23 protein-coding genes are annotated in these 25,678 nt (G+C 62.4%); 9 read left to right on the top strand and 14 right to left on the bottom strand.

Annotated features, from left to right (window positions below; genetic code table 11):
• Positions 1 to 82: 82 nt before the first annotated feature.
• Positions 83 to 1,372, bottom strand: a complete 1,290-nt coding sequence (locus NGR_RS19865) for an MgtC/SapB family protein (protein ID WP_012708257.1) — start codon at positions 1,370 to 1,372, stop codon at positions 83 to 85.
• A gap of 66 nt (positions 1,373 to 1,438) precedes the next feature.
• Positions 1,439 to 2,263, bottom strand: coding sequence for a class I SAM-dependent DNA methyltransferase (locus NGR_RS19860; protein ID WP_012708256.1), 825 nt, complete (start codon positions 2,261 to 2,263; stop codon positions 1,439 to 1,441).
• Positions 2,264 to 2,447: 184 nt separating this feature from the next.
• Between NGR_RS19860 and NGR_RS19855 the strand changes: the two genes are divergently transcribed.
• Positions 2,448 to 3,173, top strand: coding sequence for a DUF2270 domain-containing protein (locus NGR_RS19855; RefSeq protein ID WP_012708255.1), 726 nt, complete (start codon positions 2,448 to 2,450; stop codon positions 3,171 to 3,173).
• Positions 3,174 to 3,209: 36 nt separating this feature from the next.
• Here NGR_RS19855 and NGR_RS19850 read toward each other — a convergent pair whose 3' ends face one another.
• The 4 genes from NGR_RS19850 to NGR_RS19835 all read right to left on the bottom strand — a co-directional run bounded on the left by NGR_RS19850 (position 3,210) and on the right by NGR_RS19835 (position 6,319).
• Positions 3,210 to 3,476, bottom strand: coding sequence for an usg protein (locus NGR_RS19850; protein WP_012708254.1), 267 nt, complete (start codon positions 3,474 to 3,476; stop codon positions 3,210 to 3,212).
• 164 nt (positions 3,477 to 3,640) lie between these two features.
• Complete coding sequence (locus NGR_RS19845; protein WP_012708253.1) at positions 3,641 to 4,471, bottom strand: ABC transporter permease; 831 nt, start codon at positions 4,469 to 4,471, stop codon at positions 3,641 to 3,643.
• Complete coding sequence (locus NGR_RS19840) at positions 4,468 to 5,271, bottom strand: ABC transporter permease (protein WP_012708252.1); 804 nt, start codon at positions 5,269 to 5,271, stop codon at positions 4,468 to 4,470. Before NGR_RS19840 ends, NGR_RS19845 begins: the two co-directional genes overlap by 4 nt.
• 265 nt (positions 5,272 to 5,536) lie before the next feature.
• On the bottom strand, positions 5,537 to 6,319 hold the full coding sequence (locus tag NGR_RS19835; RefSeq protein ID WP_012708251.1) for an ABC transporter substrate-binding protein: 783 nt from the start codon (positions 6,317 to 6,319) through the stop codon (positions 5,537 to 5,539).
• Between the two features lie 377 nt (positions 6,320 to 6,696).
• Here NGR_RS19835 and NGR_RS19830 point away from each other — a divergent pair, with 377 nt between their 5' ends.
• Together NGR_RS19830 and NGR_RS19825 are read left to right on the top strand one after the other, a co-directional pair.
• Positions 6,697 to 8,973, top strand: coding sequence for an OmpA family protein (locus tag NGR_RS19830; RefSeq protein WP_012708250.1), 2,277 nt, complete (start codon positions 6,697 to 6,699; stop codon positions 8,971 to 8,973).
• Positions 8,974 to 9,100: 127 nt separating this feature from the next.
• Positions 9,101 to 9,706, top strand: coding sequence for a tetratricopeptide repeat protein (locus NGR_RS19825; protein WP_012708249.1), 606 nt, complete (start codon positions 9,101 to 9,103; stop codon positions 9,704 to 9,706).
• Here NGR_RS19825 and mobB read toward each other — a convergent pair.
• Genes mobB through NGR_RS19810 form a run of 3 tightly spaced genes read right to left on the bottom strand, consistent with a single transcriptional unit; the run spans position 9,703 to position 11,795 of the window.
• Positions 9,703 to 10,221 carry a molybdopterin-guanine dinucleotide biosynthesis protein B gene (gene mobB, locus NGR_RS19820; protein ID WP_012708248.1) on the bottom strand — a complete coding sequence of 173 codons (519 nt, stop codon included), beginning with the start codon at positions 10,219 to 10,221 and terminating at the stop codon, positions 9,703 to 9,705. The genes NGR_RS19825 and mobB overlap by 4 nt on opposite strands.
• Entirely contained in the window at positions 10,218 to 10,874 is a 657-nt protein-coding gene (gene mobA, locus NGR_RS19815; RefSeq protein ID WP_012708247.1) for a molybdenum cofactor guanylyltransferase MobA, read from the bottom strand. The genes mobB and mobA overlap by 4 nt, the downstream gene beginning before the upstream one ends.
• Before the next feature lie 12 nt (positions 10,875 to 10,886).
• Positions 10,887 to 11,795 carry a DMT family transporter gene (locus NGR_RS19810; protein WP_012708246.1) on the bottom strand — a complete coding sequence of 303 codons (909 nt, stop codon included), beginning with the start codon at positions 11,793 to 11,795 and terminating at the stop codon, positions 10,887 to 10,889.
• Positions 11,796 to 12,258: 463 nt separating this feature from the next.
• Between NGR_RS19810 and NGR_RS19805 the strand changes: the two genes are divergently transcribed.
• A complete protein-coding gene (locus NGR_RS19805) occupies positions 12,259 to 14,799 on the top strand; it encodes a methyl-accepting chemotaxis protein (protein ID WP_012708245.1) in 2,541 nt (846 codons plus the stop codon).
• 148 nt (positions 14,800 to 14,947) lie between these two features.
• Here NGR_RS19805 and moaA read toward each other — a convergent pair whose 3' ends face one another.
• Positions 14,948 to 15,997, bottom strand: a complete 1,050-nt coding sequence (moaA, locus tag NGR_RS19800) for a GTP 3',8-cyclase MoaA (RefSeq protein ID WP_164924352.1) — start codon at positions 15,995 to 15,997, stop codon at positions 14,948 to 14,950.
• Between the two features lie 162 nt (positions 15,998 to 16,159).
• Here moaA and NGR_RS19795 point away from each other — a divergent pair, with 162 nt between their 5' ends.
• Positions 16,160 to 16,534: a gamma-butyrobetaine hydroxylase-like domain-containing protein gene (locus NGR_RS19795; RefSeq protein WP_012708243.1), complete on the top strand. Its 375-nt coding sequence runs from the start codon at positions 16,160 to 16,162 to the stop codon at positions 16,532 to 16,534.
• Positions 16,535 to 16,552: 18 nt separating this feature from the next.
• Here the strand turns inward: NGR_RS19795 and NGR_RS19790 are convergent, their stop codons facing one another.
• Positions 16,553 to 17,038 carry a MarR family winged helix-turn-helix transcriptional regulator gene (locus tag NGR_RS19790; RefSeq protein WP_164924351.1) on the bottom strand — a complete coding sequence of 162 codons (486 nt, stop codon included), beginning with the start codon at positions 17,036 to 17,038 and terminating at the stop codon, positions 16,553 to 16,555.
• Positions 17,039 to 17,085: 47 nt separating this feature from the next.
• Here NGR_RS19790 and NGR_RS19785 point away from each other — a divergent pair, with 47 nt between their 5' ends.
• Positions 17,086 to 18,003, top strand: a complete 918-nt coding sequence (locus NGR_RS19785; RefSeq protein ID WP_012708241.1) for an alpha/beta fold hydrolase — start codon at positions 17,086 to 17,088, stop codon at positions 18,001 to 18,003.
• Positions 18,004 to 18,094: 91 nt separating this feature from the next.
• A complete protein-coding gene (locus NGR_RS19780; RefSeq protein WP_012708240.1) occupies positions 18,095 to 18,703 on the top strand; it encodes a pyridoxamine 5'-phosphate oxidase family protein in 609 nt (202 codons plus the stop codon).
• Positions 18,704 to 18,815: 112 nt separating this feature from the next.
• On the opposite strand, the gene NGR_RS19775 is transcribed toward NGR_RS19780, so the two are convergent.
• The gene (locus NGR_RS19775) at positions 18,816 to 19,886 is read right to left on the bottom strand and encodes a GGDEF domain-containing protein (protein WP_012708239.1); all 1,071 of its coding nucleotides are present in this window, start codon (positions 19,884 to 19,886) and stop codon (positions 18,816 to 18,818) included.
• Between the two features lie 224 nt (positions 19,887 to 20,110).
• Positions 20,111 to 21,502 (bottom strand): class II fumarate hydratase, encoded by a 1,392-nt coding sequence (gene fumC / locus NGR_RS19770; protein ID WP_012708238.1) that lies wholly within the window; start codon positions 21,500 to 21,502, stop codon positions 20,111 to 20,113.
• A 508-nt stretch (positions 21,503 to 22,010) separates the two neighbouring features.
• Between fumC and NGR_RS19765 the strand changes: the two genes are divergently transcribed.
• Positions 22,011 to 23,909, top strand: coding sequence for a L,D-transpeptidase family protein (locus NGR_RS19765; protein WP_164924350.1), 1,899 nt, complete (start codon positions 22,011 to 22,013; stop codon positions 23,907 to 23,909).
• 127 nt (positions 23,910 to 24,036) lie between these two features.
• On the opposite strand, the gene NGR_RS19760 is transcribed toward NGR_RS19765, so the two are convergent.
• Complete coding sequence (locus NGR_RS19760; RefSeq protein WP_012708236.1) at positions 24,037 to 24,720, bottom strand: HAD family hydrolase; 684 nt, start codon at positions 24,718 to 24,720, stop codon at positions 24,037 to 24,039.
• Between the two features lie 217 nt (positions 24,721 to 24,937).
• Here NGR_RS19760 and rpiA point away from each other — a divergent pair, with 217 nt between their 5' ends.
• The gene (gene rpiA / locus NGR_RS19755; protein WP_012708235.1) at positions 24,938 to 25,633 is read left to right on the top strand and encodes a ribose-5-phosphate isomerase RpiA; all 696 of its coding nucleotides are present in this window, start codon (positions 24,938 to 24,940) and stop codon (positions 25,631 to 25,633) included.
• The last annotated feature ends 45 nt before the right edge of the window (positions 25,634 to 25,678 follow it).

Raw genomic sequence — 25,678 nt, 5'->3', positions numbered from 1 at the left:
AATGCTCCTGTTTCCAATTGGCGAAAGATTTAGCCGAATTGGTCGGAAGGCGGAAGGCCGAGCGCCGGCCGTAGCTACCATTTCATGCCGGCATGAATGATGCCGGGACGAAGGAGCCGAGGACGAAGTAGCCGAGGGCGCCCGCGGCGATTGCAAGGGCGGTCGTCACCGCAAGCGTAAGCGCGTACGGCCCTTTGCCGCCCGCTGTGAAGGCCAGCACGACTTTTGTGAGCAGATTGACCACAACGGCGATCAGGATGGCGGCAACGGCTGTCGTGGTATCGACCGTCGTCCCGGTGAGGCGCGCCGTCGAGAGCGTGATGGCATCGAGGTCCATCAGACCCGATATGGCGGCGACGGCGAACAGCATGGTTGCGCCGATCTTGTCGACCAGCACCTTTGAGGCCACGATCACGGTACCGAGCAAGGCGCCGAAACGCAGCACCTCCCCAAGCTCGAACGGATTGTCGAGATGGAGATCCGGTGCGGCCTTCTTGCTGGCGTCGCGAAGGATGACGACGACACTGGCAGCCAGCATCATCAAGACCGCCGGAACGAGCCCAATCGCTAGCGGCACGAGCAGAACCGGCGCCAAGGCAGCACCGATGACGAGGACGCGGATCAGCGACAGTGCGCCGGCTATCGCCGCGCCGGACGCCAGTCGCCGGGCACTTTCCGGCGCCTCCGCTGCGAAGCGCGCGAAGGAAAGGGTAAGCGCGGTCGAGGAAACCAGGCCGCCGGCCGCGCCGGCAAACAGAATGCCACGACTGGCGCCGGCAACTCGGATGGCGACATAGCCGGCGAACGAGATGGCGGCGATCGTAATCGTCAACAGCCACAATTCGAAAGGATTGAGTACATTCCACGGATCGACCGTCTCGTTCGGGAGGAGTGGCAGGGCCACCAGGGTCATGGCGAGGAGAACGATGGCGGCCCGCAGTTCGAGCCAGGTCAACTTCTCCAGAAAAGTGTGGAGGCTGCGTTTGGCGGCAAGCAACGCGGTTGTCGCGACGCTGCCGGCTGCGGCAACCCGCACATCGCCAACGACCGCGGTCGCACCCAACGCAAAGACGACGAGAGCCGCGACGACCGTGGTCACGCCGAAATCTTCTTCTTCCTTTGCCTCGCGCATTCTGAACAGGACGAAGGCGGAGCCGAACAGCAACAGCACGACCGCCGGCGCGACCGGACCTGCGAGCGTCTGAAGGTAGCCCGAAAGCCCGCCGAGAAAGCCGGCGAGGCCGAACGTTCGGATGCCCGCAGTTCGTCCGCCGGAGCGTTCGTCACGCTCCTGCCATCCTCTCTCGCAACCGACGAGAAGGCCGACCGAGAATGCGACGCTGAGGCGCTGGAAGACTTCGACAAGTTCCATGCGAGCAGAATAGGATTTCGCGGCGCCGGGGCAAGAGCGTGCGCCCGGATCGAATGTTGGCTCAGCCTAGAGAAAGCGGGCGATCACCAGTTGTCCGGCAATCGGCTCGCCCTCTTCCATGCGCACCGTGATGTCGGTCACCTCGACGATCTCGAATCCGGTCGCGGTGAGCCGGTCGCGCAGATAGGCTTCCGAATGGGCGAAGCGCTGGTGCGGGCCGACCATGAAGGGGTTGCCGGCGAAAGTCTCATCGGGAAGAGTTTCGCTGGAGAAGATCAGCAGGCCGCCCGGTACGAGGTTGTCGACGGCGCCGAAGAAAAGGGCCTCCAACGCGCCCATATAGGGCAGGACATCGGTGGCGACGATCAGGTCGAACGGCGCCTCTTCATTGTCGTCGAGGAAATCGACCGCTTCGGCGACGTAGAGCGTCTCGTAGAGGTCCTTCTCATGGGCGATCTCGACCATGTTCTCGGAAAGGTCGATGCCGGTGATGTCTTCCGCCATGTCGCGCAAGGCGCCGCCGGTCAAGCCCGTGCCGCAGCCGAGGTCGAGTACCCGCTTGAACGGACCGAGATCCAAAGCCTGGACACGTTGGCGGACCAGGAGCGGCACGCAATAGCCAAGCTGATCGACAAGCACATTGTCGAAGACGTCCGCATGCTGATCGAAAAGGGTTGCGACATAGGCATCCGGAGCCTTGACCGGCGTCTCGCCCCGCCCCATCGAGGCAAGCCGGACCGAAGCGCCACCGTGATCGTCGGGATCGAGGTCCAGCACCTCGCGGTAGGCTGCCGCGGCCGCGTCGAAGCTGCCGGACTTTTCCAGGGAAAGAGCGCGGTTATAGGCTTCCGCCAGCGCCTCCTCGTCGATCTTCTTGTTCTTTTGCGTCATGGGCGTTTCTTACGACCGCGGGAGGCCTTTGGCAATCGCCTCCCGGCGGCCGTCTCTCCTCGTCACCTCGTTTCGTCCGGTTAGCATTTGCTCAAGAAATCGACGGCGCCTTGCCCGGCGGGATTTATCCGCAAGGCGATTGGAGTCATGATCATGAAAAGGAAGAGAAATCGGGAGGATGCCGATGTCTGCCGAACTGAGCCCGCTGACATTGGAAACGGAGATGCCGGAGAGGCAAGGTCCGCCCCTGCCGCAGTCATCGCAGGAGACGATCAATACAATCGTGCACTATTACCGCGGTGAACTGGGGAGGATGGCCGGCTGGCGCGATCGCATCGACCGTACGTCCAACTGGGCAATCACTGTCGTCGCGGCAATGCTTTCCGTGTCGCTGTCGACACCGTCCTCGCATCATGGCGTGCTGCTCTTTGCGATGCTGCTGATTACCTTGCTGCTGTTGATCGAAGCGAGGCGGTACCGATTCTTCGATGTTTATCGCGCCCGCGTGCGGCAACTCGAGCGCGGCTATTTCGCGCAGATCCTTGCTCCGGAAGGAACGCAGAGCTTCAAATGGTCCGTGGCAATCGCCAAGAGCCTGCGCAGGCCAGCTTTCCTGATGACCTACAGGGAAGCCGTTTGCCGACGGCTGCAGCGTAATTACTGCTGGATGTACCTGATCCTGCTTCTTGCCTGGGCACTGAAGATATCCTCGCCGAAGATCGCTTCCACCGGTATACCTTTCGGCCATGTCCGTTCCTGGACCGATTTTGCGGAGAATGCCGCTCTCGGACTGCTGCCGGGCTGGAGCGTCATGATCGTCGTCGCGCTGTTCTACGGCGTCGTCCTCTATGGGTCGCTTCACAAGGAAGCTCACGAGGGCGAACTTGCCCACGGCGAGGTGCATGTCTGAGCGCGGCGGACGGCGCGGGGCGTAGTGGCATAGTCCTCAGTGTAGAATGAGTTCGCCCTTGAGCGCCCGCCATTCCGTCGCCGATATCAGCTTGCGATGCACATAGCGGACCGAATGCAGCGGTCCGTCGAGCTTTTCCTGCCAGAACCTCAGAAAGCTTCGCATTTCGGGAAAGTCCGGGGCGATATCGTAGTGCTGCCAGATATAGGTCTGCAACAGGGCGGGGTGGTCGGGCATCCGGTAGAGTATCTGGGCCGTCGTCAGGCCATACCCTTTGAGCTGCAGTTCCATGTCGTTCGTCATCAAGGACCTCGCTTCTAACAAAGGTTGGTCACTATGATGAAGCGCTTGATTTGTTAATCAAGACCTAATATCGACGTAGTGTCGGAGATTAGTTCGAAAAAACAAAGGCTTGGCAGCGAACGAAGCGGAGTGCTGCCAACCTGTTTGCTACGCGGCGTTGCGCCTCATCGCTTGAGATGCCGCGTCAACCGCGCTTCGATCCAGGCCCAGATATTGCGCAGAAACTCCACGATCAGGAGATACAGCACCGCCGCCCAGACATACATTTGGAAGTCGAAGGTGCGGGAGAAGGCGCGCCGGGTCTCGCCCATCAGGTCGAAGACGGTAACGATCGCGACGATCGCCGAGCCCTTGATCATCAGGATGATCTCGTTGCCGTAGGGGCGCAGCGCCACGATCATCGCCTGCGGCAGGATGACCTTGAAGAAGGCAATGCGCTCCGGCAGACCCAAGGCGGCCGCCCCCTCATGCTGACCGCGCGGGACGCTCTCGATGGCGCCGCGCAGGATCTCCGCCTGATAGGCGGCGGTGTTCAGCGTGAAGGTGAAGAGCGCGCAGTTCCAGGCGTCGCGGAAAAACCACCAGAGGCCGATCGATTCGAGCTGCGGCCGGAAGCTGCCGAGACCGTAGTAGACGAGGAAGAGCTGGGCGATCAGCGGCGTGCCGCGGAAGAAATAGACGTAGATATAGGCAATCCACGACCAGAACCTGTTCTTCGACATGCGCCCGAGCGCGACGGGGAACGACAGGACGGCGCCCATCGGGATCGAAGAGATGACGAGGAGCAACGTCACGCCGAGACCGGAGAGGAAGCTCGGCCCGTAGCGCGAGAATTTCTCCGGGTCCCAGCCGTCGACGATTGTCAGGAAGATGCCGACGCCGAAGGCCAGCCAAGCGCCGAGGGCGACACTGCCGAAGAAGCGCGCGAGCGTGTAGGGCCTCGGCGGGGCGGGCGGCGGCGCTTGCGGCGGAATCATCGTTTCAGCGATGCTCATCGGCTCATCTCCGCCCGCTTGGTGGAACGCTCGAGCGCCGAGAATACGACGGACGAAATCATCGCCAGGACGAGGAAGAGGACGCAGGCGACGCCGAAGAATTGAAAGGCCTGTTTGGTCATGCGGGCTGCTTGGCCCGTCTGACGTAGAATGTCCTGAAGTCCAATGACCGAAACGAGCGCCGTATCCTTGAGCAGCGCCATCCACAGATTGCCGAGACCGGGAAGCGCGATGCGTACGAGTTGCGGCAGGATGATGAGCCGCATCGTCTTGCCGCGGTGAAAGCCGAGGGCATCGCCCGCTTCGTACTGGCCCTGCGGAATGGCCTTGAAGGCCGAAAGCAGCACCTCCGAGCAATAGGCAGAGAAAACGACGCCGAGCGCGATCATGCCGGCGACGAAGGCATTGATCTCGACAGGCTCCTCATAACCCAGCGTCGCGAGAAACTGCTGCACCAGGATCTGCAGGCCGTAATAGACAATGAAGAGCGTCAGGAGTTCCGGAAGACCGCGAAAGATCGTCGTGTAGATGTTGGCCGACAGCCGCAGCGATCTTTCCGGTGATTGCTTGGCAAGGGCGATGAAAAAGCCGATCGCCAGTCCGATGGGCAGGGTGGCTATCGCGAGGCTCGCGGTCACGAGAAATCCGTAGGCGATCTCGTCGCCCCAGCCGCTGTCGCCGCACGCCAGGAGGGTGCCGGAAGCGAACCAACGAAAAATCCCTGCCGGCCCGCAGAACGGATCGATGATCGAAAGGATCCCGGCTATACCGGAATAAATGGCGGCAAATAGTCCGCTCATGCCGTTACGTTCCCCTGGTCATTCTTATTGGCGCCGACGGCGCTTAGTATTGTTTTTCTTGTCAAACAAAAACGGCGGAAGGGCAAGCCCATCCACCGTTGCATTTCTTCATCAACCGAGACTTTCCCGGCATCACCGCTACAGCGCCGCGCGTCATTAGACGCGCAAAGGTCGCTGTAGCACTTTGAATTGCTGCAAGTCTTCGTCCTTAAATCGAGGTCGATTTAAGGAGACGTGCAATAGATCGCCGCGGGAGACGCGGCGATCAGCTGCCGTAGACGTCGAAGGGGAAGTACTTTTCGTTGATTTCCTTGTACTTGCCGTTGGCGCGGATGGCTTCGATCGCCTTGTTGAATTTCTCGCGCAGCGCATCGTCGCCCTTGCGAACGGCAATGCCGGCGCCTTCGCCGTTGATCACCGGGTCGATCGGCAGCGTCCCAAGCAGCTTGCAGCAGGCGCCATCTTCGCTCTTCAGCCATTCGGAGAGCACGACGACGTCGTCGATGACCGCGTCGACGCGGCCGTTGGCGATATCGAGTTTGTACTCATCGGCGGTCGGATAAAGCTTGATCTCCGCGCCCTTCATATGCGCTTCCGCATAGTTGGAATGGGTCGTGGAAGCCTGGGCGCCCAGAATCTTGCCTTGCAGGGCGGCTTCGGTCGCCTCAGTGATCGGCGAGTCCTTAGGTACAACGATCGCCGGCGGCGTGTTGTAGTACTTGTTGGTGAAATCGACCTTCTGCTTGCGTTCCTCGGTGATCGACATGGAAGCGATGATCGCGTCGAACTTCTTGGCGATCAGCGCCGGGATGATCCCTTCCCAGTCCTGCGTCACGAAGGTGCACTCGACTTTCATTTCCTCGCAAAGTGCCTTGGCAATATCGACGTCGAAGCCCGTCAGCGAGCCATCTGCGGCGAGATTGTTGAAGGGCGGGTAAGCGCCTTCGGTGCCGATCACGACCTTTTCGCCTTCCGCCATGGAGGTGCCCGCCATGAGCACGAAAACGGCAGCCGATGCGGCAGCTACCAGCCGTCTGGAAATACGCATGATTGTCCTCTCTGTTGGCCGGCATCCGGTCTGTTCTTCTGCGCGGATGCCATATTGCGCCGACGGTGGTGCCGCCGGTTGCGGCGATATTCGTACGCTTTTCCGGTAAAAATCAACAGGAAAGCGGCGTCACCCACCGCGAAACGCGAAATGTTCGCCTCATCGTTGAGGAGGCGGATGAACGATCCGTTCAGGAATGGTTAATGTCGGCTTCGATAGGCCTTGGGCGGAACCGATCCGTGGCTGCGGAGTTCGACTACGGATTTCGGCCGACACAAAAATGTCGGAACCGCGGGTCATGGCCCTGTGCCGATGCGATGCGGCTTGAACTGTGGCGCGGTGCTCGAGGACGCCGAACCACAAGAGGAAGGAAGACTATGTCCATTCGATCCAAACTTTTCGCAACGGTTGCCTTGCCCGTTTTCGTGGCTTCCCTTGCGGTCCAACCAGCGCTCGCCGACAGCCTGATGGCGCCGTTCGAAGTCGCGCAGGAAGGCACCGAACAGCCGTCGCCGGAAGATTTGCTGCTGCTGAAGAAGCGCAAACAGCGTGCCGCCGAGGAGGAGTCCCAGGGACAGGCGCAGGAACAGCAGCCGCAAGCCGAAGAACAGGAAGCGCCAAGACGCAAGAAGCGCCAGCAGCAGGCCGAAGAGCAGCAACCCGCCGCCGAGGAGAGCGCTCCGCAGCAGGCCGAAGAGCAGGCTCCAAGGCGCAAGAAGCGCCAGCAACAGGCCGAGGAGCAGCAGCCCGCCGCCGAGGAGAGCGCTCCGCAGCAGGCCGAAGAGCAGGCTCCCAGACGCAAGAAGCGCCAGCAGCAGGCCGAGGAGCAGCAGCCGGCGGCCGAAGAAGCTGCCCCGCAACAGGCAGAGGAGCAGGAAACTCCCAAGCGCAAGAAGCGTCAGCAACAGGCCGAGGAACAGCAGCCGGCGGCCGAAGAAGCTGCCCCGCAACAGGCAGAGGAGCAGGAAACTCCCAAGCGCAAGAAGCGTCAGCAACAGGCTGAGGAGCAGCAGCCGGCGGCCGAAGAAGCTGCCCCGCAACAGGCAGAGGAGCAGGAGACTCCCAAGCGCAAGAAACGCCAGCAGCAGGCCGAGGAGCAGCAGCCCGCCGCCGAAGAGGGCGCTCCGCAGCAGGCCGAAGAGCAGGCTCCCACTCGCAAGAAGCGCCAGCAGCAGGCCGAAGAGCAGCGTCAAACCGACGAGCAAAAAGCTGCTGAGCAGCCGACTGTCGTGCCGGACGGCGGAACGACCGCTGAACGGCCGGCGACGGAGGCTCCGGCCCAGCAGACGGGCGAAGGCGAGCAGCAGCCGGTTCCGGGTGCGGAACAGCCGGCAACGGCAGAGGGCGAGCAGCCCCAGGGCCAGGCCGCTCCCGAAGTCGTCGACGAGCGCACGACGGAAGAAAAGCAGAAGGTCGCCGAGGACCCGGCTGCCTCCGATGAGACTGTCGTGCTTCCCGTCGAGAAGGGAGCCGCGGTGCTCGACAGCGACAAGGACGCCGACAATGCCGGCGGCAAGCAGGCGCGCGAAACTCGACGCAAGCAGCGCGAGGAGCTGCGCGCCAAGCAGGAAAGCGTAGCAGCGCCGACCGACGACGCTTCCGCGCAGGCGGCGATCCCGGTCGAGGTCAGGGAAGAAATTCCGCAGAAGATCGAGGCTGTGCTGAAGGAAGAAGGCGAGCGGGTTGAGGAAGCTCCGGCCTTTGCGGTGCCGGAGACGACCAACATCGTCAATAACACCGTCGTCAATAACACGGTGATCAACAACACGACCGTCAATAATGTTACGGAGAACAATGTGACGGAAGTGCAGGTCGTCGAACAGGTTGACGATCGAGTGATCCTCGGTGTTGGCGATCGCATCTTCGTCAGAGGCGATGACCGTCCGCGACTGCGGCAGAATGCAGAAGAGTCCTACTACGACAATCTCTCGGGCGGCCGCGTCCGCGAAACGATCGTGCGCCCGGGCGGCTACCAGATCGTTACCGTCTACAATCGTTACGGCGATATCCTGACGCGCACCCGCGTCGATCGCGACGGCAGTGAATATGTGATGATGTACACGCCGGAATACGAAGACGACCGACCGGCGATCGTCGACGTCGGCTACGAGCTGCCGCCGATGCGTCTCGGCATACCGGTCGACGAGTATATCGTCGATGTGGCCGAGGATCCGGACCGGGATTACTACGAATTCCTGTCCGAGCCGCCGGTCGAGCAGGTCGAACGCGTCTACACGATCGACGAGGTTCGCAATTCCGCCCGCCTGCGCGACAAGGTTCGTCGCATCGATCTCGACACCATCGAATTCGCCACGGGCAGTGCCGAGGTATCGATGTCGCAGGCCAAGACGCTTCGCAATGTGGCGGACGCAATGAGCAAGGTCCTCGAGAAGGATCCGGGCGAAACCTTCTTCATCGAGGGCCACACGGATGCCGTCGGCTCCGACCGATCGAATCTGGTGCTCTCCGACGAACGTGCCGAGTCTGTCGCGGTGCTGTTGACCGAGGTCTATGGCGTCCCCGCGGAGAACCTGGTGACCCAGGGCTATGGCGAACGGTTCCTGAAGATCCGCACGCCCGAGGCTGAACAGGAGAACCGCCGCGTGACGATCCGCCGTGTTACTCCGCTGGTGCGCCCCGTAGCGCAGCGATAAGTCGCACAGCAGTTCGCTAAATGGAAATCGGGGGCCGGGCAACCGGCCCCCGATTTATTTGTGGCGCACCAACTGGACGTTGTGTACGACTCTTTGACCTATGCAGCTTGTTCGGTTGGGAGGGGAGATGAAATACAGGTCAATTGGCCTCGCTTTGATTGTCGCATCCGCGCTAGCGGCTGGGCTGGCGCCGGCGGGAGCGCAGGAGTCGGCCGCGTCGCTGGACGCGCCACTGGCGCTGGTTGCCAAGCACGACCCGCAGGCACAGTTCGTCATCGGATCGATGTATTACAAGGGCAGCAGTGGCGTGCGCCGCGATCATGCCATGGCGGCAAAGTGGTATCGCACGGCTGCCGAGCAGGGGCACGTCAAGGCGCAGGTCAATCTCGGAAGCCTGTACTTCGAGGGCGAAGGCGTCCCGCAGGACTATGTCGAGGCGGCGCGTTGGTTTCGCAAGGCGGCCGAGGACGGCAACGCCGCCATGGCCCAGTACAATCTCGCCATGATCTATGCTCACGGCATGGGCGTCGTAGCAAATCCGGTCGAAGCGGCGCATTGGTATCGAAAGGCGGCCGAGCAGGGCGATGCCGCGGCGCAGTTGCAACTGGGGCTGATGTATGAGCGCGGCGAAGGGGTTCCGCGTGATGCTGCACTCGCGGCCGATTGGTTGCAAAAGGCAGTCCGAGAACTGCCGGAGGCGCGACAGCACCTGGACCGCTTGCGGAAGAATTAAGTCAGGCGCCGCAACCCAACCGTTGTCTCGACGAAATCGGCAATCGCGACCGTGTCGTCGAGATCGAAGACGGGAAGGTCGCTGTCAGCGACCGGGTGGTCCGCAGCGATGGCGACGATATGCGGATCGGTTGGCGCGAGCGGCTCCCGATTGGCTGACTCCAGCCGGCGCGCCTCGATCTTCGGGATCGGCTCGCGCTTATAGCCCTCGATCAGCACGAGATCGCAGGGCGCGAGCCGCGAAAGAATTTCCTCGAAGCTTGGCTCCGGTGCGCCGCGCAATTCGTGCATGATGGCGAAGCGCGTCGAGGAGACGATCGTCACTTCATGGGCGCCGGCCTCGCGGTGGCGGTAGCTGTCGGCGCCCACCTTGTCGATGTCGAAGTCGTGGTGCGCATGCTTGACGGTCGACACGACATGGCCGCGCTGGGTCATTTCGGCGACGAGCCGGACCATCAGGCCGGTCTTTCCGGAGTTCTTCCAGCCGGCGATGCCGAATATCCTGGGTGCGGTCATATTGCGGAATCCTCGAGGCGGTTCAGCCATTCTTCAGCTTCTTCAAGCTGCTGCGGCGTGTTGACATTGAGGAACGGATCGAGCGGCCCCGCTTTCGTCGCAACGACCGGAAAGTCTACCGCGACCGACGCGTGGCGAGCAATGAAGGCGCGGACGCGGCGTTTCTCATCCGTGCGGATCCAGGAATCGAGATCGTCGGCGATCGCCAATGGCCAAAGTGCGAAGAGCGGATGCATTTCGCCGAGGGACCAGGCGACGGCAATCTCGTCTCCGACAATCAGCGCCCCCTGGAGCCGAGCAGCAAGCGTGCCCGGAAAGAACGGCGCATCGATCGGCACCGTCAGAACGTGGCTCGCCCCCGGCGCGACCTGCCTGGCGTGGCGCATGGCGGCCAGCACGCCGGCGAGCGGGCCTGGCAAGCCGGGGATCGTGTCCGCGATGGCCGGGTGGCCGCTCGGCAATGCGCCGCCGGAATGGGCATTGAGATTGACGGCGATGCTAGCGACTTGCGGCGACAGGCGCTCGATGACGCGGTCCAGCATGGTTTGTCCGCCGAGCAACACCGCGGCCTTCGGGCTGCCCATGCGCGAGGAGCGCCCGCCGGCGAGGACGACGGCAGGGCAGCGGCCCGAATCGCTGGTTTTGTCGACCATCCTTGCGCTCCTTTATTCGAGCGGACCGGCGACAGACCGCTGCGCCACGGCCTGTCTGCCGCGCAGGCTCTCGCGGTAGAAGGTGTAAAGCCCCGACCCGACGATAATGGCAACGCCCACCAGCATCCAGCGGTCCGGCGCCTCCGAGAAGAAGACGATGCCGATCGTGATCGCCCAGAGAAGACCCGTGTAGCGGAAGGGTGCGACCACGGAAATGTCGCCATCGCGCATCGCGAGCACGATGGTCTGGTAGCCGAGCATGAGGAGCACGCTCGCGCCGGCGAGATGGCTGAAGGAGATCATTGACACCGGTTGCCAGCCGCCGAACGGCACGATAAGCGCCGCTCCCACCAGCGTCGTCACCGATGCCGTCGTTACGGTAATGAACAGCGACGGCACGTCGCTGCCGATACGGCGGGTGCAGAGATCGCGTGTCGCCGTGAAGAAGACGCAGGCGACAACGGTCAAGGCGGCCGGCGTGAAGCCTTCCGGTCCCGGCCGAAGCACGATCAGCACGCCGACAAAGCCGACCACGATGGCCGTCCAGCGCCGCCAGCCGACCGGCTCGCTGAGGAAGAGCGCCGCCCCCAGTGTGACCGCCAGCGGCAGGGCCTGCATGATTGCCGATGCATTGGCGAGCGGTATGTGGCCGAGTGCGGAAATATAGGTCAATGAGGCGAGCGCCTCCATGGCGATGCGCAGCATGATGACAGGCCTGAAGACGGTGCGCACGGGACGCAGGGCGCCAAAACGATAGGCGAGCACAAAGATCATCAGCGTGGTCATCAGGCCGCGGATGAACATGATCTGGCCGGTATTCATCGCGCCTGTCACGGATTTGACGAGCGCGTCGTTACAGGAGAAACCGGCCATGGCGAGCGTCATGAAGACGATGCCGCGGATATTGGCTGAGGAATGCATTCCTGATGACCTTCGGCTGGGGCACGTACCGGGCGGGATGGGCGAATCCATGGATTACGAGCCCAGTGATAAAGCTTTGGCCTCCAACGCGCGTAAACTCAAGCGCATGTTTGCATCGGAGGCGCGTCGGTGCACGCCGCAGCGACAAATGGCCACGCGTCTCCCGCAAGGATGATGTCCATTCGCGGAATCTTAAGTTTCGCTGCCTATCGTCCCGATGAATCCGCAGTCCAATCGCATGACGCGATCGGTGGGCGACGGCGCGGAAACACTGCTGCCGTCTATCTCGAACTGCCGGCCGAAGCCAGGGGGTGCTTCCGTCGGCAGAAGTCGATGCTGGTACTGCCGCTCGCTATCGATGCGGCAGTCGAAAGCTTCGCCTCGGGCGTTCGAGCGTCCGAACGGCAAGCAGGCATCCCAACCGCGCGGACATGTCTCTCCATAACAAAAACCGGGGTTCGCAATGTCTGTCATCGATCGTCTTCTGCAGCGCCTGCGCATCGTCACGAAAGTCCTCCTTTTCGTCGTGCCGCTCGTGGCCCTGATCGCAGGGATTGGCCTTGCCGGCTTCTTTACGGCCCGCACGCTCAATGGCCACATGACCGTGACGCGCGAAACGATCAACAACCTGTCGGATTTCCAGGCGCTGCGCAGCGCCTTGCAGGACTTCCTGGACAATCCCAGCGAGGAAAGCCGCGGGCTGCTTGCGAAGATGGTCTACGAGCAGGAGGCGGGAGTAAAGGCCCTGGAATCTTTGCTGACCCAGGAGGACGACAGGGCGAAGATCGCCTCCGTCGTCGCGCTCGGCGAAGAGATGCGGAGCCAGACCGACAAGCTCTGGTCCGTCCAGGTCGAACGGGAGACGGAGACGAAATCGCTGGAAACGGCGCTCGCCGAGATGACCAAGAACGGCAACAACGCCTATAAGCAGATCGATATCCTCCAGGCCGAATCGGGCGAGAAGGAAGCCTTCGCCAAGGCGTTGCTCTTCGATGCCGCCGCCTATCAGGGGCTCGCAGAACGTATCAAGAAGTTCCGCCTGCCGGTGACGATGGCCGTCAATCCCGACGCGAAGATCGAACAGGCGAACAAGCTCTTGCCGCATCTGATGAAGCAGATCGACGAATCGGAGCGGATTGCCTCCGACAAGGTCAAGAAGCCGATCGGCGAGCTCAAGGGCCAGGCCCAGAAAATTCAGGCGGTCCTGGCCGGCGGCGAGGACAACGAAGCCAAGAAGAACGCACTCGTGCCGATCCTCAGCAAGTTCTCGAAATACGAAGCCGATTTCGCCAAGGAGGCGGCGAAGAATTCCGATACGGCCGCCAAGCGCTTCGTCAGCATGGATGGCGAAATTTCGACATTGAAGACGCTGATCGCCGTGATGGACAACACCTTCAAGGGTCTGGCCAGCACTCGATTGCACATCAGCGAGTTGCACCGCAAGCTCGACGCCGCGAACCGCGAGCCGATCGTCGCCGACATCAAGGCTGTCCGCGAGACGGCCGGCAAGCTGTCCGAACTTGGTGCCAAGAACGCCGCCTTGCGTGACCTGCCGGCCAAGCTCGGCCCGTCGCTGGAGAATATCGACAAGGGCACCGCCGCGCTGATCGATGTCGGCGCCCGCTGGCAGGCGGCCAAGGCTGAGGCATCGAGCCTTGTGGCCAAGGCGAGCGGCACGCTGGAGAGCTTCGTGAGCAGCGCCCAGGAAGCCGGCAAGCAGGACAGCCAGCGTTCGGCGACGGTGTCGATCGTCGCGATGGTCGCCGGCACGCTGCTGGCGATCATCGGAGGGCTGATGCTCGTCGAGACGCTGCGCGGTCCGCTGAAGCGGGTGACCGAAACCATGACGCGCCTCGCCAATGGCGATCTGGAAGTGGCGATCGAAGGCCGCAATCGCGGCGACGAGATCGGCGACATGGTGCGCTCCGTCGCCGTGTTCCGCGACAACGCCGTGGAAAATGTGCGGTTGGAGCGCGAAGCGCAGGCGGCACGCAGCTTGTCGGCTGAGGAGGAGGCGCGCCGGTCGGAAGAGCGCGCCCGTATCGAAGCCGAGCAGATGCAGGCCCTCAACGCGCTGTCGGATGTCCTTGCCCAGCTTGCCGCCGGCAACCTCGAAGAAGGCATGGCGGAGGATTTGCCGGCCGACTACGTGATGATGGCGCGGACCTACAACAATGCCGTCGACGCACTGCGCGCCACCTTGATGGATGTGCGCGTCGTCACCGAGGAGATCACCGGGGGCACCGGCAATCTCTCGGCATCGGCCGACGATCTGGCGCGCCGCACCGAGCAGCAGGCGGCAGCACTCGAGGAAAGCTCGCGCGCCCTGCGGCAGCTTACCGAAATCGTCCGCACGACCGCCGAAAGCGCCCGCAAGACGACCGTCTCGGTCGACGAGACGAACTCCTACGCGCAACATTCCGGCCAGGTCGTCGCCAAGGCGATCGACGCGATGGCGGAGATCAATCGCTCATCGGAAAAGATCGGCACGATCATCGGCGTGATCGACGAGATTGCCTTCCAGACCAACCTGCTGGCGCTGAACGCCGGCGTCGAGGCGGCGCGCGCCGGCGAGGCGGGGCGCGGCTTCGCCGTCGTTGCCCAGGAAGTCCGCGAACTGGCGCAGCGCTGCGCCGGCGCGGCGCGGGAGATCAAGGGGCTCATCTCGGCAAGCTCCGCCCAGGTGCGCAGCGGTGTGGCGCTGGTCCAGGAGACCGGCGATGCCCTGTCGGTCATCAATGACCATATCTCGACCATTCACCAGCTCGTCGCCAATATCGAAGCGGCCGCCGCCGAACAGTATACCGGCCTCAACGAGGTCAATACGGCGGTTCACGAGGTCGAGCTGATCACGCAGCAGAACGCCGCCATGGTCGAGGAGAACACGGCCGAGATCCACGGCCTGCGCCGGCAGGTGGAGGTGCTCAACGAAAAGATCGAGCGGTTCAAGACCGGCACCGGCCACGATGCACAGGGCCAATATCGGTCGACCTACGCGGCGTAGCTGGGAATTTGCCCCTCACCCTAGCCCTCTCCCCGTTCTGACGGGGTGAGGGGACAAGGCGGCGCAGCATGCCCCTTCGCCCCGCTCGCGGGGAGAAGGTGCCGGCAGGCGGATGAGGGGCAGGATCTTGCGCCGACGTCGCCTGATGTCAGCCGCCGGTTACGCTCATATGGCGGGCCACGGCCGGGCGGTTGTGCTCGCGGTCGATGATGAAATCGTGGCCCTTCGGCTTGCGGCCGATCGCTTCGTCGATCACCTGAGAGAGGTAAGCATCGTCATCGGTCGAGCGAAGTGCGGCACGCAGATCGGCGGCGTCGTTCTGGCCGAGGCACATGTAGAGCGTTCCGGTGCAGGTGAGGCGGACGCGATTGCAGCTTTCGCAGAAATTGTGCGTCATCGGTGTGATGAGGCCGAGCCGGCCGCCGGTTTCCGCCACCTCGACGTAACGGGCAGGGCCACCGGTACGGTAGGGGATATCCTTGAGCGTGAAGTCTCTTTCGAGCCGCTCGCGCATCTCCGAGAGCGGCAGGTAGTGATCGGTGCGGTCCTCGTCGATCTCGCCCATCGGCATGGTCTCGATCAGCGTCAGGTCCATGCCGCGGCCATGCGCCCAGCGCATCAGGTCCGGAATTTCCGCATCGTTGAAGCCCTTGAGCGCCACCGCGTTGATCTTGACTTTCAGGCCGGCAGCCTGTGCGGCGTCGATCCCTTCGATGACTTTCGTTAGTTCGCCCCAACGGGTGATCTCGCGGAACTTGTCGGGATCGAGCGTGTCGAGCGATACGTTGATGCGCCGCACGCCGCAGTCGGCCAGTTCGGCGGCGAATTTCGAGAGCTGCGAGCCATTCGTCGTCAAGGTGAGCTCGTCGAGCCGGCCCGCCTCGATCTCCTTGCCGAGTTCGCGCACGAGGAACATGATGTTCTTGCGCACCAGCGGCTCGCCCCCGGTCAGCCGCAGCTTGCGGACACCCTTGGCAATGAAGGCGGAACAGAGCCGCTGCAGCTCCTCCAGCGTCAACAGGTCCTTCTTCGGCAGGAAGGTCATGTGCTCCGCCATGCAATAGGTGCAGCGGAAATCGCAGCGATCGGTGACCGAGACGCGCAAATAGGTGACCATGCGGCCGAAGGGATCGATCATCGGCGCAGTCATCTTGTCGAGCGGTCGTGCGTTGGTCTGGTCTATGGCGGCCGTGTTCAAGTCTTTTCTCCCTGCGGCCCCAATGTCGTGACCAAAAGAGGTCGCGTCAAGGCGCATACTGTCGCAAACTGTTTTTCAAATATCGGGAAAGTCGCCTTCGGGAGATTTGCGCCGGTTCAATTCTGCTTTACCAAGCGTTGACTTGGAAACGGAGCGAGGACGATGAGTGAATTCTGGCCAACGGAACTGCGCGTGTCGAAGGATCGCCACCGGCTGACCGTGAGCTTCGACGACGGCTCTTCCTTCGATCTTGCGGCGGAACTGCTGCGCGTGCTTTCTCCGTCCGCGGAAGTGCAGGGCCACGGACCGGGCCAAAGGGTGACCGTTCCGGGCAAGCGCAATGTCCAGATCATTTCGGTCCAGCCGACGGGCAATTATGCCGTCCGAATCGGTTTTGACGATTTCCACGATACCGGCATCTACACCTGGACCTATCTGCGCGAACTCGGCGAGAAGGGCGACGAGCTCTTCAGAGCCTATGAACAGGAGCTCGCCGAAAAGGGCATGTCCCGTGACAGGTCCGAAAAGCCGCGCTGAGCCGGCATCCAGCCGATGTCAGGAAAGCTCGGCATCCTCTTTGAGCAGGGTGGCGATGATCCGTTCCATCGATTCTGCGATTTTCATGCAATCGTCGATCGGAGCGCCGCCCAGCGAATTTTCGATGAGCGCCGTCTGAATCTCCATAGCCTCCTCGGTCAACGTTCGTCCGGCCGCCGTCAGCGATAGCCGCAACACGCGTTTGTCCCTTGCGTCACCACGCCGTTGAATGAGGCCGCGCGTCTCGAGTTGCGGCAGCAGCATGCTCATATTGGAGCGGCCGACGAGCAGCTTGCGGGCCAGTTCCTGCTGCGTGATGCCGTCGAAGCGGTAAAGGTTGATGAGGATGTCGAGATGCGGCGGCTTGACATCGAGATGGGCCAAGCGGCGCGTCAATGTCTGCTGCATCAGTTGGCAGGCACGGCCGACGGCAATCCAGCTGCGAAAGCGCGGGTGATCCCACGGAAAATGGTAATGTTCGGTACTCACTTGCTTTTTGTTCATCGTTGGACAATTATGTTCATGCTTGAACATTTAAGGCTCGTTTCACTATGGCATCCTTTGCGACCAAGGTCATCCGTCTCTCGCTCAGAGCCGTGTCGGCGGTCTCTCCCACGACCGCCGGCGAATTGGCTTTCCGAATATTCTGCCTTACCCCGAGCCGCAAGCCGAAGAGCGACAAGGAAAGGGCGCTGCTGAACGCCGCGGCGCCGTTGATGGAAGAATCGCGAAAAGTGACACTTTCCTTCGCGGGCGGTTGGGTTTTTGCGCGTCATTTCCAGCGTCGCGGCGGCGGAAGGGGGCCGCGTGTGCTGCTCACGCATGGCTGGGGGTCGCGCAGCGACTACCTGGCCGCGATGATCGATGGCCTGTTGACGGCCGGCGCCGAAGTGGTCGCGCTGGATTGGCCGGGGCATGGCGCCTCGCCCGGTCGCTCGCTGATCATGCCGCAAGCGGTGAGGTCGATCGATGCGGCCTGGCGACACTTCGATGGTTTCGATGTCTGCATCGGCCATTCCTTCGGCGGGGCCAGCCTGGCCTGTGCGGCCGGAGGCGTGCTGTGCGACGTGCCCGCGCGCGTGCCGGCCAAGCTGGTGCTCATTGGCGCGCCGAGCGAAATGGCCTGGCTCTTCAAAGGCTTCGGCAAGATCATGCGCCTTGCGCCGGCCGCACAGGCGGTTTTCGAAGGAATGGTCGAACGCCTGTCCGGCCGCCGCGTCGAGGGGTTTGATGCGGCTCGCATTCTGGGCGCGCTGCGAAGGCCGGTCCTGGTCGTCCACGCGGAGGACGACAAGGAGGTTTCCGCCGATCACGCGCGCCGCTACGGTGCGGTCGGTTCGAATGTCGAATTGCATTGGGCGAATGGCCTTGGCCACCGTCGCATCGTTTCTGCGCCCCTGGTCATCGAGAAAATCGTCGCTTTCCTTGGCGAAAACGAAGTACTGGCTCAGCTTAGAAAGATCGCATGATGCTGTCATCGGGACGTCATGCTATTCCCTCAAACCGGCGCGCGGAGATCGCGCCTCGGTGCTTGCGTGGCTTGCCGGGCGGGAGAATGAGATGACGATCATCACGACGGTTGAGGAACTGAAGACGGTCTACGGCGAAACGGCCGAGGCATCGATCGTCAAGGTTACGAACGCGCTCACAGTCGAATACCGGCAGATGATCGAAGCGTCGCCTTTTGCGGCGTTGGCGACCGTTGGGCCGGAAGGATTGGATTGCTCGCCGCGCGGCGACGATCTAGCGGTCGTCCGGATCGCCGACGACAAGACCGTGCTGCTGCCTGATTGGCGGGGCAACAATCGCATCGATTCGCTTGCCAACATCGTCCGCGATCCGCGCGTGGCGCTCCTGTTCCTCGTCCCCGGCTCGAACACGACGATGCGCATCAACGGGACAGCCGCCGTCAGTGTCGACCCGGCATTGATCGAGTCCTTCGAAGTCGACGGCAAGCATCCTCGCACCGTCGTGGTCATCACGATCGGCGAGTTTTATTTCCAGTGCGCCAGGGCCTTGCTGCGCTCGCAGCTCTGGAATCCGGAGCGCTTCGTCGAACCGGTGTCGCTGCCGACACCTGGAGCGCTTCTGAAGGCGGCCAAGGCCGATTTCGACAAGGAAGCGTACGACAGGGAATGGCCCGGCCGCGCCGCTAAGACGATGTGGTAGCGACGACCTAAACCGCGCCGCGCTCGAACGTACTCACGCTCCGCGCTTTAGGTCCTTGTTTTTTCTGCATGTCTTGATCCCAAAACCGCTGCACACTTTTGGGCGACATGCATTAGCGGCGATAGATCAGCCAGTTCCGTCCGGAATCCTTGCGCATGCCCTCCTCGAAGAGGACCGTCCTGTTGCGCCCCGAATTCTTGGCCGCGTACAGCGCTATGTCGGCCTTGTGGTAGAGATCGAGCGGATCGTCCGCCGCCGTTGCCATGCACACGCCGACGGAGAGGGTGATCGGACCATAGTTGACGCCCGTCTTGGAGTTCTTGAACGGCGTGTTTGCCAGAACGCTGCGGATCCGGTCGGCGGCCTGCATGCATTCCTCCTGCGTGCTGTCGCTCAGGATGACGGCAAACTCCTCGCCACCGGTGCGGGCGACGAAGGCGTCCCGCCGGAGATTTGCACGAATGACCGTGCCGACGGTGGAGAGGATCTTGTCGCCGACCGGATGGCCGAAGCTGTCGTTGACCTTCTTGAAGTGGTCGATGTCAACGACGAGCAGGCCCGTGTAGTTGCGCAATTGCTCATTGTTGTAGACCGCGGCGAGGGTCTCGTCGAAAGCGCGCCGATTGCCGAGTCGCGTCAGCGAATCGGTATTGGCGATGCGCTTGTATTCATCGAGTTCCTGGCGGATCGCTTCCATCTCGACTGATTTCTGAACGACCGTCTGGACCCGCTCCTTGCCCTGGTTCATCGTGTCGGCGGTTGCTTCACTCAGGATGTCGATCGCGTGGCGGAGGATGTCGGCGCTCGATGCGCTCTTGTTGGCAATGTTCAGGTAGGCTTCGTCGAGAACCCTGTTGTAGCTCTCGAGTGCGTATTGTTCGTCCCGCAACAGAGTAACCAGTTCGGACAGCTTTTCCGCCAGCGTGCTGTGGGCGCGCTCGATCCCGCGCGAATGGTGGATATGGCTGAAATAACGCGCTCCGATGGCGTCAAGGTCTTCCTGCGTGGCGCGGCTGCCGAGTGCCGCGAGTTCCTTCGACAGTTGCGGGTTCGAGCCCAGATAGGCCTCGTAGTAAAGCTCGTAATTGCGCGGTATCGGCGCAACGCCCATCATACGCATGGCATGGGTGATCTGCGCAGCGATGTCGGGCGTCGGCGTCTTGTTCGAAGTTGCCGTCTGCATATGGCGAGCCCTTAAAATTAATTATCTCTAATGTCTGGTATTTTTTAGGGGCAAAAGCTTTGTGAAGTCTTAACGATTGCTTGGGCGCATCGATGCAATTCTAATGATCTTCGCGCCGCAAACGGCTTCTTCATGTGCCGCGAGTGTTCGTCAGGGCCGCAGCGGAATGGCTGGTCGGCAGGGGAAGGCCGCGGCGCCGGCAGGCGGCCGCGGCCCTTGATCTATCAGGCCGGGCTGATCATCGTTTCCGGGCGGACGATCGCGTCGAACTCCTCGTTCGTCACATAGCCGCCGCCGACAGCCTCCTCACGCAAGGTCGTACCGTTCTTGTGCGCGGTCTTGGCAATCTTGGCGGCATTGTCGTAGCCGATCTTCGGGGCCAGCGCGGTGACGAGCATCAGCGACCGGTCGAGCGCTGCCTTGATGTTGTCCTCACGCGCCTCGATGCCGACGACGCAATTATCGGTGAAGGAAACCGCCGCGTCGGCGAGGAGCTGGACCGACTGCAGGAAGTTGTAGGCCATCAGCGGGTTGAAGACATTCAGCTCGAAGTGACCCTGGCTGCCGGCGAAGGTGAGCGACGCGTGATTGCCGAAGACCTGGGCGCAGACCTGCGTCAGCGCCTCGCACTGGGTCGGATTGACCTTGCCGGGCATGATCGAGGAGCCCGGCTCGTTCTCCGGCAGCGAGAGTTCGCCGAGGCCGGAGCGAGGGCCTGAGCCCAGGAAACGAATATCGTTGGCGATCTTGAAGAGGGCGGCGGCCGTCGCATTGATCGCGCCGTGGCTGAACACCATCGAATCATGCGCGGCGAGTGCTTCGAACTTGTTCGGCGCGGAGGTAAAGGCGATGCCGGTGATCGCGGCGATTTCCTCCGCTACCTTCTCGGCGAAGCCGATGGGAGCATTGAGGCCGGTGCCGACGGCGGTGCCGCCCTGGGCGAGCTCGCAGAGACCGGGGAGCGTCATCTCGATCCGCTTGATCGAAGAGGCGACCTGTGCCGCATAGCCGGAAAATTCCTGGCCGAGGGTCAGCGGCGTCGCATCCTGCGTATGAGTGCGACCGATCTTGATGATGTGGTCGAACGCCTTGACCTTCTCTTGAAGCGCCTTGTGCAGATGCCGGAGTGCGGGCAGCAGGTCGTGTGTCACCCGCTCGGCGCAGGCGATGTGCATGGCCGTCGGGTAGGTGTCGTTGGACGACTGGCTCATGTTGACGTGGTCGTTCGGATGCACGGGCTTCTTCGATCCCATGACGCCGCCGAGCAGCTCGATCGCCCGGTTGGAGATGACCTCGTTGGCATTCATGTTCGACTGCGTGCCGGAGCCGGTCTGCCAGACGACGAGCGGGAAATGGTCGTTGAGCTTGCCGTCGATCACTTCCTGGGCCGCGTTGACGATGGCATCGCCAATCTTCGGATCAAGACGGTCGAGCGCCACGTTGGCGCGGGCGGCCGCCTGCTTGACGATGCCGAGCGCCCGGACGATCGCCAGTGGCTGCTTTTCCCAGCCGATCTTGAAGTTGCCGAGCGAGCGTTGGGCCTGGGCACCCCAGTAGCGGTCGTTCGCCACTTCGATGGGGCCGAACGTATCAGTTTCCGTGCGCGTCGATGTCATCGTGATACCTGCCTTCGTGATGCGCTTCATCAAGCCGAGGCGGAGATGTGCCGGTGTCAGCCGGTTGTCCTCCCCGGTGCCGGGCATCTCTCTGCCCCGGCAATGCCGGCTTGTAAAGGGTCGCAGGGACCTGCGGCGAGCTACAATCGTTTGAATATTGCTGCGATGCGGCAATTCGAGCCGGTGAACAAACGCGTCGCACAACGGGGTGCCGCGCGCATTCCTTGTGGCCTTTCAGTCACAGAAGACGCCTTCATTCTTGGCGCGTCCAGTGCCGCCGGGAACATCGACGCGCAATCGCTTGGTGCAAAGTAGATGCAAATCAGATGCTTGCAGACCTTCGCACGAGGGAGGGGCGACCGGTTTCAGGGCAGTTGATCAAATTCGAATGGCAGTCGTTTCCTTTTCATTCACCATCCTTTTCTATAAGTCTTCGGGCACGAGGGCGTGGCGAGAATCTGGGAGCTGCCGATTTCGGCGGCAACGCGATACGGGGACGTTTGTACGAATGAAAATGATCAGATCGGTAGCGATTGTCGCGCTCATGACCGGCTGTGCGATTGCAACCTTGGATGTGCGGCCGGCCTCGGCGCTGACGCTGATGGACTTCATCCGCGGCGGCAGGGAACGCACGCGGGAGCGGGCCTATCCGGCCCAGCCGATGCCGGGCTACGACATGATGGCCCCACAGCGCCTTGAAGACAGGGCAGCGACAAGGCCGCCGCGGGTTTCCAGTCCGCGCTACTATACCTACAAGCCCGAGCAGATGCGCCGGATTGCGACCGATCGGCTCGTCGATCCTGTGGTGACAGGTTCCGTGCAGAGCTACGGATTTCCGCCCATGTTGCGGATTCCGCTGGCGGATGCCCGCCAGTTCCTGCCGCAAGTCGAGGTTCGCGCTCCGGCCGATGTCGCAAAAGCCGTCGAGGCCTTTTATGGCGGACGGGCCGATTTCGTCTGGATCGATGGCAACGGCGCCAATGCAAGGGCTCGATCGGCGCTCGCGGTTCTTGCCGATGCCGCAAAGATCGGGCTCGATCCGGACGACTATGCAGTCGCTGTTCCGGCCGACGACTTCGATCGCGCCGACATGGTGGCGCGGGAAAAGGATCTCGTGCGTTTCGAGATCGCCATGTCCGCTGCAGTCCTCACCTATGTGCAGGACACGGTGCGGGGCCGCATCGATCCGAACAAGATATCCGGCTATCACGACTTCAAGCGCAAGAGCGTCGATCTCGTCGCATTTCTCGACAAGGCCGCTACAAGTGCCGATGTTGCAGCGCTGATCGAAGAGCGGAATCCGAAGAGCCCGCAATTCCTGGCATTGAAGCAGGAGCTCGAAAGGCTGCGAGCCGAAACGGACGCCGCCCCGCGCGTCGAGATCGCGCCGGGGACTCTGTTGAAGCCGGGCGACAACAATCCGGAGCTCGCCAATATTGTCGCCGGGATCAAGCTGAAGGCGTCCGAGGCGCTGAAGGCGGAGCATGCCGTCGTGCTGGCCGGCTACCAGGGTACGCCCGAATACACGCCGGAACTGGTTTCACTCGTCGAAGCCTTCCAGAAAGAGCATGGGCTGAAGGCGGACGGTGTCGTCGGCCAGGCCTCGATCCGCGTGCTGACCGGTGGCGACACGACTGCCAGCAAGATCGACAAGCTCGAGATCGCGATGGAGCAGGCCCGCTGGCTGCCGAACGATCTCGGCAATCGCTACGTCTTCATCAACCAGCCCGCCTTCATGGCCTACTATACCGATCACGGCGCAGAGCAGTTCTCCATGCGGGTCGTCGTCGGCTCGAAGGCGAACCAGACCTATTTCTTCCACGACGAGATTCAGACGGTCGAGGTCAATCCCTATTGGGGCGTGCCCCAGTCGATCATCGTCAACGAGATGCTGCCGAAGCTGCGCAGCGATCCGAGCTATCTCGATCGCATGGGCTATCAGGTCGAGGTCGGCGGCCGGGTCGTTCCGTCCTACGCGGTGGATTGGTACGGTTCGACGAACTCCGTCGCCGTGCGCCAGCCGCCGAGCAGCGACAACGCGCTGGGCGAGTTGAAGATCCTGTTCCCGAACTCGCATGCGATCTACATGCACGACACGCCGTCGAAGAGCTTCTTCAAGCGTGACCAGCGGGCACTCAGCCACGGATGCGTCCGCCTCGCCGAGCCGCGCCGCATGGCGGCGGCCGTCCTTGGCGTCAGCATGGACGACGTCGGCAATGAGATCGCCCAGGGGCGCAACAGGGCCTTGCCGGTGCCTCAGAAGGTGCCGGTCTATGTTTCCTACTTCACGGCATGGCCGAACAAGGACGGCAAGGTCGAGTATTTCAACGACGTCTATGAGCGGGACATGTACATGGATCGGGCGTTCGAGGCGACGCGGAAGGCGCGGCAGCCAGCCGAGGGCTGACGGGACGCATCATATCAATGAGATGGACGGCCCCGCCAAGCGCGGGGTCTCTGCGCATTGGCGGCACGGATTTTCAGAGCCGGCTGGAGCTGGTCCGGCTCTTTTTATACGGCTGAAGCCCGGTGCTCTATTTCTTCGTCCGATCGAGAACCGTTTTGACGAGTTCCGGGGTCAGTTCGTCGAAATGCTGGATGATCCGGTCGGGTGAAAGGCTTTCGATCGGCACGTCGGAGTAACCAAACGGTACGGCGATCGATGGAACGAGAGCGTTGCGGGCGACAAGGATATCGTTGAGGCTGTCGCCGACCATCACCGCTCGTTCCGCGAGACCCCCGGCATTCGCCACCGTCGAGAGGAGGTGCTCGGCATGGGGCTTGCGGACGGAGAACGTGTCGCCGCCGGAGATGGCGGCAAAGCGGTCGATGAGGCCGAGTCCCTCCAGAAGACGCTTTGCCAGCATTTCCGGCTTGTTGGTGCAGACGGCGAGCCGCAGACCGGCGTCCTGCAGGCGGTCGAGCGCCGCGATGACCCCCGGATAGGGCAGCGACCCGCCCGGCATGGAGCGGTGGTAGAAGTCCACGAACTCCTTCATCTGCCAGGTCAGGTCTTCTTCGCTGAGCGCCTTTCCGCGCAGGGCGAAGGTCCGCTCGATCATCGCGCGGGCGCCATGGCCGACGAGATGCGTGAGATCGGCATAAGTAACCGGTTCGATACCAGCCTGCGTGACCGCGTGGTTGAGGCTCTCGACGAGATCCGGGGCGGTGTCGACGAGCGTACCGTCGAGATCGAAGACGACTAGGGGCGGGGACACGGGAACCTCTTATTGCCGAAACGTCCTGTTCGCCTAGGCGAAGTATGCGGAGAATGCAACGGCAGCCGGGGACTTCGGCACTGCCGGAATCCGCTGCGGGCCTCGCATTTTGGCTTTTGTTTGCTGCGACGGGCGTGTAAGTGTCTCAGCGGAAATTGGACGGAAGCCGGCGTATGGCCGCCCGCCGTCCGCGATCATGAAGGGGAGCGAGTGGCGCATGGACGCCCGCCAGATGAAGATCAAGGCCGCCCAGGCGGCGCTCGGCTATGTCGAAAGTGGAATGCGGCTCGGTATCGGCACTGGGTCGACGGCCGAGGAATTCGTCCGGCTGCTGGCCGAAAAGGTAGCCTCCGGCTTCCAAATCCAGGGTGTGCCGACCTCCGAGCGGACGGCGCGGCTTTGCCTCGAACTCGGCGTGCCGCTGAAGTCGCTCGATGAATTGCCCGAATTGGATCTGACCATCGACGGTGCCGATGAGGTCGACGGCAAACTGCGCCTGATCAAAGGCGGTGGCGGAGCGCTGCTGCGCGAAAAGATCGTCGCAAGCGCCTCGGAACGGATGATCGTCATTGCCGATGAATCGAAGGTGGTCGACGTTCTCGGTGCCTTCAAGCTGCCGATCGAGGTGAACCAGTTCGGTCTAACAACAACGCGTCTGGCGATCGAGAAGGTTGCCGCGCGCCTCGGTTTGACGGGCGACATTGGACTGCGTGCCTCCGGCGACGGCCCCTTCATGACCGATGGCGGACACCTCATCCTGGATGCATCTTTTGGCCGTATTCCTGATGCAGAGGCGCTTGCGGCTGGATTGAATGCAATTCCGGGAGTCGTCGAGCATGGGCTCTTTCTCGGGATGGCTTCACTGGCGATCATCGCCGGTCCGGAGGGGGCGCGCACGCTCACGGCAGGCTGAGGCTTCGCCGGTCCGGCCTCGTGGCGCGGCCATGGCCCAAAACAG

This window comes from Sinorhizobium fredii NGR234, assembly GCF_000018545.1.
GTDB lineage: Bacteria > Pseudomonadota > Alphaproteobacteria > Rhizobiales > Rhizobiaceae > Sinorhizobium > Sinorhizobium fredii_A.
This window is presented reverse-complemented; position numbering and strand designations above follow the sequence as displayed.